At 51.6% G+C, this 15236-nt stretch carries 14 protein-coding genes; all 14 read right to left on the bottom strand.

Features of this window, described 5'->3' with window-relative positions; genetic code table 11:
• Window positions 1-78: 78 nt before the first annotated feature.
• The 14 genes from pstS to mnmG all read right to left on the bottom strand — a co-directional run bounded on the left by pstS (window position 79) and on the right by mnmG (window position 15225).
• A complete protein-coding gene (gene pstS / locus ACJHYR_RS16170; protein WP_000867161.1) occupies window positions 79-1119 on the bottom strand; it encodes a phosphate ABC transporter substrate-binding protein PstS in 1041 nt (346 codons plus the stop codon).
• A 313-nt stretch (window positions 1120-1432) separates the two neighbouring features.
• Window positions 1433-3262 (bottom strand): glutamine--fructose-6-phosphate transaminase (isomerizing), encoded by a 1830-nt coding sequence (gene glmS, locus ACJHYR_RS16165; protein ID WP_000334086.1) that lies wholly within the window; start codon window positions 3260-3262, stop codon window positions 1433-1435.
• A gap of 161 nt (window positions 3263-3423) precedes the next feature.
• A complete protein-coding gene (gene glmU, locus ACJHYR_RS16160; RefSeq protein ID WP_000933736.1) occupies window positions 3424-4794 on the bottom strand; it encodes a bifunctional UDP-N-acetylglucosamine diphosphorylase/glucosamine-1-phosphate N-acetyltransferase GlmU in 1371 nt (456 codons plus the stop codon).
• Between the two features lie 350 nt (window positions 4795-5144).
• Complete coding sequence (locus ACJHYR_RS16155; protein WP_001251965.1) at window positions 5145-5564, bottom strand: F0F1 ATP synthase subunit epsilon; 420 nt, start codon at window positions 5562-5564, stop codon at window positions 5145-5147.
• A gap of 20 nt (window positions 5565-5584) precedes the next feature.
• Window positions 5585-6967, bottom strand: coding sequence for a F0F1 ATP synthase subunit beta (atpD, locus tag ACJHYR_RS16150; RefSeq protein WP_000190506.1), 1383 nt, complete (start codon window positions 6965-6967; stop codon window positions 5585-5587).
• A 26-nt stretch (window positions 6968-6993) separates the two neighbouring features.
• Window positions 6994-7857, bottom strand: coding sequence for a F0F1 ATP synthase subunit gamma (gene atpG, locus ACJHYR_RS16145; RefSeq protein ID WP_000896498.1), 864 nt, complete (start codon window positions 7855-7857; stop codon window positions 6994-6996).
• A 50-nt stretch (window positions 7858-7907) separates the two neighbouring features.
• Window positions 7908-9449: a F0F1 ATP synthase subunit alpha gene (gene atpA / locus ACJHYR_RS16140; protein WP_001176745.1), complete on the bottom strand. Its 1542-nt coding sequence runs from the start codon at window positions 9447-9449 to the stop codon at window positions 7908-7910.
• A gap of 12 nt (window positions 9450-9461) precedes the next feature.
• Window positions 9462-9995 carry a F0F1 ATP synthase subunit delta gene (atpH, locus tag ACJHYR_RS16135; RefSeq protein WP_001288587.1) on the bottom strand — a complete coding sequence of 178 codons (534 nt, stop codon included), beginning with the start codon at window positions 9993-9995 and terminating at the stop codon, window positions 9462-9464.
• A gap of 14 nt (window positions 9996-10009) precedes the next feature.
• The gene (atpF, locus tag ACJHYR_RS16130) at window positions 10010-10480 is read right to left on the bottom strand and encodes a F0F1 ATP synthase subunit B (RefSeq protein ID WP_001052219.1); all 471 of its coding nucleotides are present in this window, start codon (window positions 10478-10480) and stop codon (window positions 10010-10012) included.
• A 61-nt stretch (window positions 10481-10541) separates the two neighbouring features.
• Window positions 10542-10781, bottom strand: coding sequence for a F0F1 ATP synthase subunit C (gene atpE, locus ACJHYR_RS16125; RefSeq protein ID WP_000429386.1), 240 nt, complete (start codon window positions 10779-10781; stop codon window positions 10542-10544).
• A gap of 46 nt (window positions 10782-10827) precedes the next feature.
• The gene (gene atpB, locus ACJHYR_RS16120) at window positions 10828-11643 is read right to left on the bottom strand and encodes a F0F1 ATP synthase subunit A (protein WP_000135618.1); all 816 of its coding nucleotides are present in this window, start codon (window positions 11641-11643) and stop codon (window positions 10828-10830) included.
• Window positions 11644-11651: 8 nt separating this feature from the next.
• A complete protein-coding gene (atpI, locus tag ACJHYR_RS16115; RefSeq protein ID WP_000116695.1) occupies window positions 11652-12032 on the bottom strand; it encodes a F0F1 ATP synthase subunit I in 381 nt (126 codons plus the stop codon).
• Between the two features lie 595 nt (window positions 12033-12627).
• Window positions 12628-13272: a 16S rRNA (guanine(527)-N(7))-methyltransferase RsmG gene (gene rsmG / locus ACJHYR_RS16110; protein ID WP_072837525.1), complete on the bottom strand. Its 645-nt coding sequence runs from the start codon at window positions 13270-13272 to the stop codon at window positions 12628-12630.
• Window positions 13273-13335: 63 nt separating this feature from the next.
• Window positions 13336-15225: a tRNA uridine-5-carboxymethylaminomethyl(34) synthesis enzyme MnmG gene (mnmG, locus tag ACJHYR_RS16105; RefSeq protein ID WP_000499788.1), complete on the bottom strand. Its 1890-nt coding sequence runs from the start codon at window positions 15223-15225 to the stop codon at window positions 13336-13338.
• Between the last annotated feature and the right edge of the window lie 11 nt (window positions 15226-15236).

Raw genomic sequence — 15236 nt, 5'->3', positions numbered from 1 at the left:
CTTCAGTTAAACGCGTTTACAAAGTCATTTTGTAATGCCGGATGCGGCGTAAAACACCGTACCCGGCCTGGAGTTTTATTAGTACAGCGGCTTGCCGCTACTGTCTTTAATATTGGTCTTCCACGCAGCGCGAACCTGTTCAACTACGCTATCCGGCAGGCTGGCATAATCCAGGTCGTTCGCCTGTTTAGCCCCGGTTTTGTATGCCCAGTCGAAGAACTTCAGCACTTCGGTGCCTTGTTCTGGTTTCTTCTGATCTTTATGGATCAGAATGAACGTGGTAGAGGTAATAGGCCATGCATCTTCGCCTTTCTGGTTGGTCAGATCCTGAGCGAATGTTTTGCTCCAGTCTGCGCCTTTTGCAGCGTTAGCGAAGTTTTCTTCGGTCGGCAAAACAGGTTTACCATCAGCGGAGATCAGTTTGGTGTACGCCAGGTTGTTCTGCTTCGCGTAAGCATATTCAACGTAACCAATTGCACCTGGCAGACGCTGAACGAACGCGGCGATACCGTCGTTACCTTTACCGCCCAGACCAATCGGCCATTTTACGGTAGAGCCCGTACCAACGTTGTTTTTCCACTCTTCGTTCACTTTCGCCAGGTAGCTGGTGAAGACGAAGGACGTCCCGGAGCCATCTGCGCGGCGTACTACAGCAATGTTCTGTGACGGCAGTTTTAAGCCTGGATTCAGTTTGGTGATGGCTTCATCATCCCACTTCTTGATTTTGCCGAGGTAGATGTCACCAAGGGTTTTACCATCCAGCACCAGCTCGCCAGACTTCAACCCTGGAATGTTAACCGCCAGTACCACGCCGCCAATCACGGTCGGGAACTGGAACAAACCTTCCTGAGCCAGTTTTTCGTCAGACAGCGGCGCGTCAGAGGCACCGAAATCAACGGTATTTGCGATAATCTGTTTTACGCCACCGGAAGAACCGATACCCTGGTAGTTAACTTTATTACCGGTTTCTTTCTGGTAAGTGTCAGCCCATTTGGCATACACCGGCGCAGGGAAGGTTGCACCTGCACCTGTCAGGCTTGCTTCTGCAAACACAGAGAAAGCACTCATCGATAAGGTCGCGGCGACAACAGTTGCGACGGTGGTACGCATAACTTTCATAATGTCTCCTGGGAGGATTCATAAAGCATTGTTTGTTGGCTACGAGAAGCAAAATAGGACAAACAGGTGACAGTTATATGTAAGGTTTATGACAGTTTTATGACAGAGAGAGAAAGTCTTTAGTCTGGTTTAAATAAGCGTTGATATTCAGTTAATTACAAATATTAATAACGAAGAGATGACAGAAAAATTTTCATTCTGTGACAGAGAAAAAGTAGCCGAAGATGACGGATTGTCACATGGAGTTGGCAGGATTTTTGATTAAAAACATAACAGGAAGAAAAATGCCCCGCTTACGCAGGGCATCCATTTATTACTCAACCGTAACCGATTTCGCCAGGTTACGCGGCTGGTCAACGTCGGTGCCTTTGATCAGCGCAACGTGGTAAGCCAGTAGTTGCAGCGGAACAGTGTAGAAGATCGGTGCAATCACCTCTTCCACATGCGGCATCTCGATGATGTGCATGTTATCGCTACTTACAAAACCCGCATCCTGATCGGCGAAGACATACAACTGACCGCCACGCGCGCGAACTTCTTCAATGTTGGATTTCAGTTTTTCCAGCAATTCGTTGTTCGGTGCAACGACGATAACCGGCATATCGGCATCAATCAGCGCCAGCGGACCGTGTTTCAGTTCGCCTGCAGCGTAGGCTTCAGCGTGAATGTAAGAGATCTCTTTCAGCTTCAATGCACCTTCCAGCGCGATTGGGTACTGATCGCCACGTCCCAGGAACAGCGCGTGATGTTTGTCAGAGAAATCTTCTGCCAGCGCTTCAATGCGTTTGTCCTGAGACAGCATCTGCTCAATACGGCTCGGCAGCGCCTGCAGACCATGCACGATGTCATGTTCAATGGAGGCATCCAGACCTTTCAGGCGAGACAGTTTCGCCACCAGCATCAACAGCACAGTTAACTGGGTGGTGAATGCTTTGGTGGAGGCCACGCCAATTTCCGTACCGGCGTTGGTCATCAGCGCCAGATCGGATTCGCGCACCAGAGAAGAACCCGGAACGTTACAGATTGCCAGCGAACCAAGGTAACCCAGCTCTTTCGACAGACGCAGGCCCGCCAGGGTATCCGCGGTTTCGCCAGACTGTGACAAGGTGATCATCAGGCTGTTACGGCGCACGGCAGATTTGCGATAGCGGAATTCAGAGGCGATTTCGACGTCGCACGGAATACCTGCCAGCGATTCAAACCAGTAGCGGGAAACCATACCGGAGTTATAAGAAGTACCACAGGCGAGGATCTGAATATGCTCAACCTTCGACAGCAGTTCGTCGGCGTTCGGTCCCAGCTCGCTTAAATCAACCTGACCGTGGCTGATGCGCCCGGTAAGGGTGTTTTTGATCGCGTTTGGCTGTTCATAGATCTCTTTCTGCATGTAGTGACGGTAAATACCTTTATCGCCCGCGTCATATTGCAGATTGGATTCGATATCCTGACGTTTTACTTCCGCGCCAGTTTTATCGAAGATGTTTACCGAACGGCGAGTGATTTCCGCAATGTCCCCCTCTTCAAGGAAGATAAAGCGACGGGTCACCGGCAGCAGCGCCAGCTGGTCAGAAGCGATAAAGTTTTCGCCCATGCCCAGACCAATCACCAGCGGGCTACCAGAACGTGCCGCCAGCAGGGTATCCGGGTGACGGGAGTCCATGATCACTGTACCGTACGCACCACGCAGTTGCGGGATAGCACGCAGAACAGCCTCACGCAGAGTACCGCCTTGTTTCAGCTCCCAGTTCACCAGATGGGCAATCACTTCGGTGTCGGTTTCAGAAACGAAGGTATAGCCACGCGCTTTTAACTCTTCACGCAGCGGTTCATGGTTTTCGATGATGCCGTTATGCACCACCACAATGTGTTCAGAAACATGCGGATGCGCGTTAGCTTCTGAAGGTTCACCGTGGGTCGCCCAGCGAGTATGAGCAATACCGGTGCCGCCATGCAGAGGATGTTCTTCCGCTGCCTGAGCCAGCATCTGGACTTTACCGAGGCGACGCAGGCGGGTCATATGACCTTCTGCATCAACAACGGCCAGACCGGCAGAGTCATATCCGCGGTATTCAAGACGACGTAAACCTTCAAGAAGGATTTCTGCTACATCACGTTGCGCGATCGCGCCAACAATTCCACACATAGTTTTTGATTCCGATTTATATCGTTGTCGGTCAACCTGTATGCCCGTTTTTTCGGGCGCCCCGAGCCTTGTAGAGAGTGGGGTTATTTTTATAGTTACTGCTTGTGGGCGGGAGATTATGTTATCTCCTCATCCCATATGACCGGATTTCCCAGCCAGAATTACTTTTTCTTTACCGGACGACGCCAGCCTTCTTTTTGAGTCTGCGGCACACGGCTGATCGCCAGGGCGTTTTCGCCGACATTACGCGTCACAGTTGTACCCGCAGCAATGGTCGCGCCTTTGCCTACTGTTACCGGGGCCACCAGCTGAGTGTCGGAACCGACAAACACATCGTCACCGATAATGGTCTTAAATTTATTCGCACCATCGTAGTTGCAGGTAATGGTTCCCGCGCCGATGTTAACGTTATCGCCAATTTCCGCATCGCCCAGGTAAGTCAGATGACCAGCTTTCGAGCCTTTACCCAGACGCGCTTTTTTCATCTCAACGAAGTTACCGACGTGTGCACCTTCCAGCAACTCAGCACCAGGACGCAGACGGGCAAACGGGCCAATGGTACAGGCCGCTGCCAGATTCGCATCTTCCACAACGGTATACGGGCTAATTTCGCAATCATCGCCAATCACGCTGTTTTTAATCACGCAACCGGTGCCGATTTTCACGCGATGACCGAGAGTCACGTTGCCCTCGATGATAACGTTAGTATCAATTTCAACATCGCGCCCGTGAGTAAGCGTACCGCGCAGATCAAAACGCGCCGGATCGCGCAGCATAACGCCTGCTAACAGCAGTTTTTCAGCCTGTTCGGACTGGTAAACGCGCTCCAGTCGGGAGAGTTGCAGGCGGTTATTCACGCCTTCTACTTCGCTTAAACGTTGCGGATGAACGGCGACGATTTCACGCCCTTCCTGATACGCCAGCGCAATAATGTCGGTGATGTAGTATTCACCCTGAGCGTTATTGTTGGTCAGCTTCGCCAGCCAGCGTTTCATATCTGCGCCGTTGGCAATCAGAATGCCGGTGTTGATCTCCTGAATCTGACGCTGCTCGTCGGTGGCATCTTTGTGCTCAACAATGCCGGTAACTTTGCCGTTTTCACGGGTGATACGTCCATAACCGGTCGGATCATCCAGTTTTACCGTCAGCAGACCAATGCCACCCTGCGGTTTAGCATCACGCAGGCGCTGGAGTGTTTCGACAGAGATCAGCGGCACGTCGCCGTAGAGCATTAAAATGTCTTCATCATCGGCAAAGAAAGGTGCGGCCTGCTGCATCGCATGACCTGTACCCAGCTGTTCTGCCTGAAGAACCCAGTTCAGGTTGTCATCTTTCAGCGCCTGTTTAAGCAGATCGCCGCCGTGACCGTAAACCAGGTGAACGTGCGCTGCGCCTAATTCATTCGCAGCATCAATGACATGCTGAACCATCGCTTTCCCGGCAAGGGTATGCAGCACTTTCGGAAGATCGGAATACATGCGCGTGCCTTTGCCTGCGGCAAGGATCACTACGCTCATAGCATTATTCAACATACGCGTCCTGACTGTAATTTGAGAACGAATTTAAACCGCTTCACCTTGAAAAAACTACATTTTTTTCATCGTGAAATGGACAGAGGATAAATTGTTCAATAACGGATTATCCCCGCTGACGAAAGCGCCATTTTCGACCATCGTCACGCCTTTTGTCTGCAGAAAATTAAGGCAATACCTTCATTTAAGCGTCAGGTGGATGTTTTTGCTCTTATTTCGATCAATGAATAAACGGGAAAACAGGGGGTTTTATATCAGCAGGATCTATGTGAACGCTCTTCAGGACGGGGCAACGCGTAAAAAAAAGCCAGCCTGTTTCCAGACTGGCTTTTGTGCTTTTCAAGCCGGTGTTACATCGCTTTTTTGGTCAACTCGATAACGCGCAGCTGCGCGATCGCTTTGGCCAGTTCCGCAGACGCCTGAGCGTAATCTACGTCGCCGTGAGAGCTGCTAATGTGCTCTTCAGCCTTACGTTTCGCTTCCATGGCTCGCGCTTCGTCGAGATCCTGGCCGCGAATTGCGGTGTCGGCCAGAACGGTCACGTTGCCAGGCTGCACTTCAAGAATGCCGCCAGACAGATAGATAAACTCTTCGTGACCGTGCTGTTTCACGATGCGAATCATACCAGGCTTAATGGCGGTGAGCAGCGGTGCGTGGCCAGGGTAGATCCCCAGTTCACCTTCGCTACCCGTTACCTGGATTTTCTCGACCAGACCAGAGAACATTTGTTGCTCTGCGCTGACGACGTCCAGGTGGTAAGTCATTGCCATATCACCCTCCGATTAAGGCGTTAAAGTTTTTTGGCTTTTTCCACAGCTTCTTCGATGGAACCGACCATGTAGAACGCCTGCTCCGGCAGGTGATCGTATTCGCCTTCCATGATGCCTTTAAAGCCACGGATGGTGTCTTTCAGGGAGACGTATTTACCCGGAGAACCGGTGAATACTTCTGCCACGAAGAACGGCTGGGACAGGAAGCGCTGGATCTTACGAGCACGCGCTACCACCAGTTTGTCTTCTTCAGACAGTTCATCCATACCCAGGATGGCGATGATGTCTTTCAGTTCCTGATAACGTTGCAGGATGGACTGAACGCCACGCGCGGTGTCGTAGTGTTCCTGACCAACCACCAGCGGGTCCAGCTGACGGCTGGTGGAGTCCAGCGGGTCAACGGCCGGGTAGATACCCAGAGACGCGATCTGACGGCTCAGTACCACGGTTGCGTCAAGGTGCGCAAAGGTGGTTGCCGGAGACGGGTCAGTCAAGTCATCCGCAGGTACGTATACCGCCTGTACGGAGGTGATAGAACCAGTTTTGGTGGAGGTGATACGTTCCTGCAGAACGCCCATCTCTTCCGCCAGGGTCGGCTGATAACCTACCGCTGAAGGCATACGGCCCAGCAGTGCGGATACTTCCGTACCGGCCAGGGTGTAACGATAGATGTTGTCAACGAACAGCAGAACGTCACGACCTTCGTCACGGAATTTCTCAGCCATGGTCAGACCGGTCAGAGCAACGCGCAGACGGTTTCCCGGCGGCTCGTTCATCTGGCCATACACCAGGGATACTTTGTCGATAACGTTGGAGTCGGTCATTTCGTGGTAGAAGTCGTTACCCTCACGAGTACGTTCACCTACGCCCGCAAACACAGAGTAACCGGAGTGCTCGATCGCGATGTTACGAATAAGCTCCATCATGTTTACGGTTTTACCTACACCCGCACCACCGAACAGACCAACTTTACCGCCCTTAGCAAACGGACACATCAGGTCGATAACTTTGATACCGGTTTCCAGCAGTTCCTGAGAGTTTGACAGCTCTTCGTAGGAAGGTGCTGCGCGGTGAATCGCCCAACGCTCTTCTTCACCGATCTCGCCTTTCATGTCGACCGGTTCACCCAGTACGTTCATGATACGGCCCAGAGTCGCTTTACCTACCGGGACTTCGATCGGGTGTTCGAGGTCTTTTACATCCAGACCGCGACGCAGACCGTCGGAGGAACCCATTGCGATGGTACGTACGATACCGCCGCCGAGCTGCTGCTGAACTTCCAGCACCAGACGCTCATTACCATTTTGCACCTCAAGAGCATCGTACACGCGCGGTACGGCATCCTGAGGGAATTCGACGTCAACTACGGCGCCGATTACCTGGACAATCTTTCCAGTAGCCATCTTAAATCCTCTACGAAATAACCTGTTTAAACCGCGGCGGCCCCCGAGACGATCTCGGTGAGTTCCTGAGTAATGCTGGCCTGACGAGCTTTGTTGTATACCAACTGCAGCTCTTTAATCAGGCTGCCGCCATTGTCGGTCGCGGCTTTCATCGCCACCATACGGGCGGCCTGCTCGCTGGCCAGGTTTTCAACCACGCCCTGATAAACCTGAGATTCGACATAACGACGCAGCAGGGTATCCAGCAACGCCTTCGGATCGGGTTCGTACAGGTAATCCCAGGATTTATGTTTCAGATCATCATCATCTGATGCCGGTAACGGCAGCAGCTGGCTGATGGTCGGAACCTGAGACATGGTGTTAATAAATTTGTTGCTGACAATGTAAAGCTTGTCCAGACGGCCTTCGTCGTAGGCCTGCAACATCACTTTTACCGGACCGATCAGTTCGGACAGGGAAGGGTTATCCCCCATGCCGGTGACCTGGGCAACAACATTGCCGCCCACGGAGTTGAAGAACGACACGCCTTTCGAGCCGATCATTGCGAGGTCGCATTGAACGCCTTTGTCGGTCCAGGTCTTCATTTCCGCCAGCAGTTTTTTGAACAGGTTAATGTTCAAACCACCGCACAAACCACGGTCGGTCGACACCACCAGGTAGCCCACGCGTTTAACGTCGCGGTCTTCCAGGTAAGGGTGCTTATATTCCAGATTACCGTGTGCAAGGTGACCAATCACTTTGCGCATGGTTTCTGCATAAGGACGGCTGGCCGCCATGCGATCCTGCGATTTACGCATTTTGGAAGCGGCGACCATCTCCATCGCTTTAGTGATCTTTTGCGTGTTCTGGACGCTTGCGATCTTACTACGTATCTCTTTTGCGCCGGCCATGAGCTTCTCCTCAATGCCTTGCGGCCTGCCCTAAGGCAAGCCGCCAGACGTTACCAGGATTGGGTTGCTTTGAAGGAATCGAGGATGCCTTTCAGCTTGCCTTCGATTTCGTCGTTGTAGCCACCGGTCTGGTTGATCTCTTGCATCAACGGAGCGTGATCACGGTCGACGTAAGCCAGCAGAGCGGCTTCGAAGCTGCCGATTTTCGACAGTTCAACATCCGCCAGGTAACCACGTTCTGCTGCGAACAGAACCAGAGACTGTTGCGCTACGGACATCGGCGCATACTGTTTCTGTTTCAGCAGTTCGGTCACTTTCTGACCGTGGTCAAGCTGCTTACGTGTTGCATCGTCAAGGTCGGATGCAAACTGAGAGAACGCTGCCAGTTCACGATACTGTGCCAGAGCGGTACGGATACCACCGGACAGTTTTTTCATGATCTTGGTCTGTGCTGCACCACCAACACGGGATACGGAAATACCCGGGTTAACCGCAGGACGAATACCGGCGTTGAACAGGTTGGTTTCCAGGAAGATCTGACCATCGGTAATGGAGATTACGTTGGTTGGAACGAACGCAGAAACGTCACCCGCCTGAGTTTCGATAATCGGCAGCGCAGTCAGAGAACCGGTTTTCCCTTTCACTTCACCTTTGGTGAAGGCTTCAACGTATTCGGCGTTAACACGCGCAGCACGCTCCAGCAGACGAGAGTGGAGGTAGAATACGTCGCCCGGGAATGCTTCACGTCCTGGCGGACGACGGAGCAGCAGGGAGATCTGACGGTAAGCAACAGCCTGTTTAGACAGGTCATCGTAAATGATCAGCGCATCTTCACCGCGGTCACGGAAGTATTCGCCCATTGCGCAACCAGCGTACGGTGCCAGGTATTGCAGTGCAGCGGATTCAGACGCGGTTGCTACCACAACGATGGTGTTAGCCAGTGCGCCGTGCTCTTCCAGTTTACGTACCACGTTAGAAATGGTGGACGCTTTCTGGCCGATAGCGACATAGATACATTTGATACCGGAATCGCGCTGATTGATGATGGCATCGATAGCCAGTGCGGTTTTACCGGTCTGACGGTCACCGATGATCAATTCACGCTGACCACGACCGATTGGGATCATGGAGTCAACGGCTTTATAACCGGTCTGTACCGGCTGATCTACGGACTGACGTTCGATAACGCCCGGAGCGATTGCTTCTACAGCAGAGAAGCCGTCGTGATCCAGCGGACCTTTACCGTCGATTGGTGCACCCAGAGTGTTAACCACACGGCCCAGCAGGCCACGGCCAACCGGAACTTCCAGGATACGGCCAGTACACTTAACTTTCATGCCTTCGGCAAGGTCAGCGTACGGACCCATAACAACCGCACCTACAGAGTCGCGCTCGAGGTTCAGTGCGATAGCGTAACGGTTACCCGGCAGGGAGATCATTTCACCCTGCATACAATCGGCCAGGCCGTGAATGCGGATAACACCGTCACTTACAGAAACAATAGTACCTTCGTTGTGAGCTTCACTCACAACATTGAACTGAGCAATGCGCTGCTTGATCAGTTCGCTGATTTCGGTGGAATTCAGTTGCATGCTCCAGTCCCCTTAAGACTGCAAGACGTCTGCAAGGCGCTCAAGACGACCGCGTACGCTGCCATCAATGACCATATCACCCGCTCGGATGATAACGCCTGCCATTACAGACTTATCGATTTTGCAATTCAGCTTAACTTTGCGTGACAGACGTTTTTCCATCGCAGCAGAAATTTTCGCGAGCTGTTGTTCACTCAGTGCGGCAGCGGAAATGACGTCTACCTCAGCGGTAGCCTCACTCACGGCACGCAGGTGAATAAACTGCTCCAGAACATCCGGGAGCGCGTTAAGACGACCATTTTCAGCCATTACCCGAATCAGGTTCTGACCGTTTTCGTCCAGTTGCTCACCACAAACTGCGATAAACGACTCGGCGAGCGTTTCTGGCGCAAGCGCGCCAGAGAGAAGCTCTGCCATTTGTTCGTTTTTGGTTACCTCGGCGGCAAACGCCAGCATGTCCTGCCAGCGTTCTACACTTTGGTGTTCGACGGCAAAGTCAAAAGCTGCTTTGGCGTAGGGGCGAGCTACCGTAATAAATTCAGACATCAGCCCCTCCCTCCTTACAGTTCAGCGACAAGTTTATCCACGATGTCGCTGTTAGCAGCTTCATCCACGGAACGTTCGATGATCTTCTCGGCGCCAGCAACAGCCAGGATAGCAACTTGCTTACGCAGCTCTTCACGGGCACGTTTACGCTCGGCTTCAATTTCCGCCTGCGCCTGGGCCACGATTTTAGTACGTTCCTGTTCTGCCTCAGCTTTCGCTTCGTCCAGAATCTGCGAGCGGCGTTTGTTAGCCTGCTCGATGATTACCTGGGCTTCCGCTTTCGCTTTTTTCAGCTGGTCGGTCGCGCTGGCCTTTGCAAGGTCAAGGTCCTTATGTGCTCGTTCTGCGGAAGCAAGACCGTCAGCAATTTCTTTTTGACGTTTTTCGATGGCTGCCATTAATGGCGGCCATACGTACTTCATGCAGAACAGAACGAACAGGACAAACGCGATGGCCTGGCCGAGGATTGTTGCGTTAAGATTCACAGCACAATGCCTCTATTTAGTTAACGTTCTGATATTGCTCTTTAAATAAAAGCAACGCTTACTACGCGACAGCGAACATCACGTACAGACCCAGACCTACAGCGATCATCGGGATAGCATCCACCAGACCCATAACGATAAAGAACTGAGTACGCAGCAGAGGAATCAGATCAGGTTGACGCGCTGCGCCTTCCAGGAATTTACCCCCGAGGATGCCGATACCGATCGCAGCACCGATTGCCGCCAGACCCATCATCACAGCGGCAGCCATGTACAGCAGATCCATATTCAGGTTTTCCATGACAGTCTCCAGTTTGTTTCAGTTAAAACGTAGTAGTGTTGGTAAATTAATGTTCTTCAGACGCCATCGACAGATAGACGATCGTCAGAACCATGAAGATGAAGGCTTGCAGCGTAATGATCAGGATGTGGAAAATGGCCCACGGCACATTCAGAATCCACTGTGACCACCACGGCAACAGACCAGCAATCAGAATGAAAATCAGCTCACCGGCATACATGTTACCGAACAGTCGCAAACCGAGTGAAACTGGTTTGGACAGCAGGCTTACCCCTTCAAGGATTAAGTTGACAGGAATGAACGCCCAGTGATTGAACGGCTGCAGCGTCAACTCTTTCGTGAAGCCGCCGATGCCTTTCATTTTGATGCTGTAGAACAGAATCAGGATAAATACACCCAGTGCCATAGACAGCGTTACGTTCACGTCCGCAGACGGAACCACACGCAGTGCAGGCAGACCCAGTACATGTTCAGCAATGTACGGCAGCAGGTCGATAGGCAGTAAATCCATCAGGTTCATCAGGAATACCCAGACGAAGATCGTCAGGGCCAGCGGAGCAATCAGCTTGCTTTTGCCATGGTACATGTCTTTCACGCTACCATTAACAAAGCCGATCACCAGCTCAATCGCGGTCTGAAACTTACCTGGCACACCGCTGGTCGCCTTTTTGGCTACGCTACGGAATAAAACCAGGAACAACAGACCCAGCACCACCGAGAAGAACATGGAGTCAATATTGATTGTCCAGAAGGTGGCTGGGGGGTTATGTGGATCCACCAGCGAGAATGTACGCAGGTCCAGCTGAAGGTTGTTCAGGTGGTGTCCTATGTAATCCTGCGGCGTCATATTTTCTGAAGCCATGATGCCTTTTACCCTTTGTTGTTAATTACAGCCGGTGCCAGTATCTGAACCACCAGCACCAAAACCCACGTAACGATCAGCGGCAAGAATACCGCCTTTAAAACCGCCAACGCCACCACCAGTAACACCAACATCGCCAGAACTTTGAAAGCTTCGCCAAATGCGAATGTCCAGGCCACCCGGCCTTTCGCTGGTGTATGCGCCTGGTGACGCCAGGCAAATATCATAAACAAAACGTTAGGCAGAAAGACTGCCAGGCCCCCGCTTATTGCAGAGACGCCCCAGAAGGGGTCTTTGAGGCTGAACAGCAATCCACTTGCTATCACCACCAGTAACTGAACGAGCAGAAGCTTCCGAGCAACGTTTCGACTCACGAGCGACACAGACATCACGTTTTTCACTCCTGCTCCCTTCGAGGTATGCCGCGTGTCGTATAAAACTTTCTTTAAGGCTTAGAGTCAAGCATCAAAAAGCGGTCAAATTATACGGTGCGCCCCCGTGATTTCAAACAATAAGTAGCCAAAAGGTGAATAAATGTTTAAATATTTTTCCAGTGCATACAATTGCGACTTTTCTGCAAACCCTGTTCGATCATGAAAAACTGTAAATAACGCGTAAACACTGGTGATAAAGCGTGCTTCAGATCACATATTGAGCATGTTCGCGCACAGCATATTTATTTACTTGGCAAATGATGCCTTTGCAAGTTTATGATATTTCAGTCTAAAAACAGATACTGTTTTAATAAATGACATTTACACAACGAAAACCACCCATTGACATTTTTAATAATGTTTTAACAGCCAATGATGATTCTTAGCGCCGATTTTTAGCAGACTGATATTTTCACTTATGACTTATTTTCTGCTTACCAAAAAAAGCCACGTTACTTTGTTGATGCAAAAGAGTGAACGTGGCGTTAAATGTAACCAGTTATATCAGTAGAAAACCTGGTTGTTGTTAACAGTCTAACCGGTCAATTTTTTATGATTTTTTTGATAAAAATTTAATTTTATTTGCTTTAATCACCACCAGATGACGTTCGCCATCCAGGGCCGGAACGTGAAGTTTAACCACTGATTCGACCTGATATTCTTCGGGCAACAAAGCGATTTCATCTTCCGGCATTTGGCCTTTCAGCGCGTAGAAACGACCTTGCTCACCAGGAAGATGGTGGCACCAGCTCACCATATCGTTCAGAGAGGCAAAAGCGCGGCTAATTACGCCATCAAATGGCGGCTCAGAAGGAAACTCTTCTACCCTGCTCTGTACTGGCTCAATATTCTCCAGTTTAAGCTCATGTTGCACCTGACGAAGGAAACGCACGCGTTTACCAAGGCTATCCAACAACGTGAAGTGGGCTTCAGGACGCACGATAGAGAGTGGAATGCCAGGCAGTCCTGGTCCGGTGCCGACATCGATAAACCGTTCACCTTGCAGATACGGTGCCACCACAATGCTATCGAGAATATGGCGTACCAGCATCTCATTAGGATCGCGGACCGAAGTCAGGTTGTACGCTTTATTCCATTTATGCAGCATATTCACGTAGGCAATTAGCTGGTTTTTCTGGTGATCGGTAAGCGAAATTCCTGCGTCTTTCAGCAGAGAGGTGAGTTTGTTGAGCACGGTGATTACCTGTTCTTGATGCGTTGCCCGGTAAGCGGGTGCTTACCAGGCATTTTTAATGCGTTATGCGCTACGACGCAGCATACCCTGTTTTTTCAGCCACACCAGCAGAATGGAGATGGCCGCAGGCGTGACGCCAGAAATACGCGAAGCCTGGCCGATAGAGGCCGGTTTGTGATCGTTAAGTTTGGCGATCACTTCGTTAGAAAGACCGGATACCTGGCGGTAATCCAGCGTCGCTGGTAGCAGGGTGTTCTCGTTACGCAGCTGCTTTTCGATCTCATCTTGCTGGCGCGCGATATAACCTTCGTATTTAACCTGAATCTCAACCTGTTCCGCCGCCTGTTCGTCTGTCAACGCAGGGGCAAACGGCGTCAGCGTGGTTAATTTTTCATAAGTCATTTCCGGACGACGCAGCAGATCTTCACCACTGGCTTCACGGGAAAGTGGCGCAGTCAGGTGAGCATTCACTTCGGCTGCAGCTTCCGCCGACGGGGTTACCCAGGTCGATTTCAGACGCTGACGCTCACGCTCGATATTCTCAAGTTTCTCGTTAAAGCGCGCCCAACGTTCGTCATCCACCAGGCCCAGTTCACGACCGATTTCAGTCAAACGCAGATCCGCATTATCTTCGCGCAGCATCAGACGATATTCTGCGCGCGAAGTAAACATACGATACGGTTCTTTGGTTCCTAAAGTGCACAGGTCATCAACCAGTACGCCGAGATACGCCTGAGAACGCGCCGGAGCCCAACCTTCTTTGTCAGCAGACAGACGGGCAGCGTTAAGACCAGCCAGCAAACCTTGCGCAGCGGCTTCTTCGTAACCGGTAGTGCCGTTAATCTGACCAGCAAAGAACAGCCCCTGGATAAACTTGCTCTCCAGCGTCGGTTTCAGGTCGCGTGGATCGAAGAAGTCATACTCAATGGCATAACCCGGACGTACGATCTTCGCGTTTTCCATCCCCTGCATGGAGCGGACGATTTGCATCTGCACATCGAACGGCAGGCTGGTGGAGATACCGTTCGGATAAATTTCGTTTGAGGTCAGCCCTTCCGGTTCAAGGAAGATCTGATGCTGATTTCTGTCGGCGAAGCGCATGACTTTGTCTTCGATCGACGGGCAGTAGCGTGGGCCGACACCTTCGATCACCCCTGCATACATTGGACTACGATCGAGGTTACTGCGGATCACATCATGGGTTTTCTCGTTGGTATGGGTGATATAACACGGCACCTGCTGTGGATGCTGGGACGCATTGCCCATAAACGAGAATACCGGCATTGGGTTATCGCCATGCTGTTGCGCCAGCACGCTGAAGTCGATAGTACGCGCATCAATACGCGGCGGTGTCCCGGTTTTCAGACGACCAACGCGCAGCGGCAGTTCACGCAAACGGCGAGAGAGCGGAATGGACGGCGGATCACCAGCACGGCCACCGCTGTAGTTATCCAGACCGATATGAATTTTACCGTCGAGGAACGTCCCAACGGTGAGCACGACGGCTTTGGCACGGAACTTCAGTCCCATTTGGGTAACAGCACCGACCACGCGATCGTTTTCGACAATAAGATCTTCAACCGCCTGCTGGAAGATCATCAGGTTCGGTTGGTTCTCCAGCGCCGTACGTACCGCCTGCCGGTAGAGCACACGATCCGCCTGAGCACGGGTAGCGCGAACCGCTGGCCCCTTGCTTGCGTTTAGTATCCTAAACTGGATACCCGCCTGATCGATCGCTTTCGCCATCAGACCGCCGAGTGCATCCACTTCTTTTACCAGATGTCCCTTCCCAATACCGCCGATCGCCGGGTTGCAGCTCATCTGCCCCAGAGTGTCGATATTGTGTGTCAAAAGCAGAGTCTGTTGACCCATACGCGCCGCGGCCATCGCGGCCTCGGTGCCTGCATGACCCCCGCCAATGATGATGACGTCAAAAGGATCCGGATAAAACATGGTGATTGCCT

This window comes from Escherichia sp. WS1450, from assembly GCF_046487395.1.
Lineage (GTDB): Bacteria > Pseudomonadota > Gammaproteobacteria > Enterobacterales > Enterobacteriaceae > Escherichia > Escherichia coli.
The sequence above is the reverse complement of the archived record's forward strand: the minus strand, read 5'-3'. Positions and strand labels throughout refer to the sequence as shown.

Excerpts from the sequence above, each read along its gene's own strand:
- pstS (WP_000867161.1), bottom strand. The coding sequence starts at position 1,119 with ATGAAAGTTATGCGTACCACCGTCGCAACTGTTGTCGCCGCGACCTTA.
- glmS (WP_000334086.1), bottom strand. The coding sequence starts at position 3,262 with ATGTGTGGAATTGTTGGCGCGATCGCGCAACGTGATGTAGCAGAAATC.
- glmU (WP_000933736.1), bottom strand. The coding sequence starts at position 4,794 with ATGTTGAATAATGCTATGAGCGTAGTGATCCTTGCCGCAGGCAAAGGC.
- ACJHYR_RS16155 (WP_001251965.1), bottom strand. The coding sequence starts at position 5,564 with ATGGCAATGACTTACCACCTGGACGTCGTCAGCGCAGAGCAACAAATG.
- atpD (WP_000190506.1), bottom strand. The coding sequence starts at position 6,967 with ATGGCTACTGGAAAGATTGTCCAGGTAATCGGCGCCGTAGTTGACGTC.
- atpG (WP_000896498.1), bottom strand. The coding sequence starts at position 7,857 with ATGGCCGGCGCAAAAGAGATACGTAGTAAGATCGCAAGCGTCCAGAAC.
- atpA (WP_001176745.1), bottom strand. The coding sequence starts at position 9,449 with ATGCAACTGAATTCCACCGAAATCAGCGAACTGATCAAGCAGCGCATT.
- atpH (WP_001288587.1), bottom strand. The coding sequence starts at position 9,995 with ATGTCTGAATTTATTACGGTAGCTCGCCCCTACGCCAAAGCAGCTTTT.
- atpE (WP_000429386.1), bottom strand. The coding sequence starts at position 10,781 with ATGGAAAACCTGAATATGGATCTGCTGTACATGGCTGCCGCTGTGATG.
- atpB (WP_000135618.1), bottom strand. The coding sequence starts at position 11,643 with ATGGCTTCAGAAAATATGACGCCGCAGGATTACATAGGACACCACCTG.
- atpI (WP_000116695.1), bottom strand. The coding sequence starts at position 12,032 with ATGTCTGTGTCGCTCGTGAGTCGAAACGTTGCTCGGAAGCTTCTGCTC.
- mnmG (WP_000499788.1), bottom strand. The coding sequence starts at position 15,225 with ATGTTTTATCCGGATCCTTTTGACGTCATCATCATTGGCGGGGGTCAT.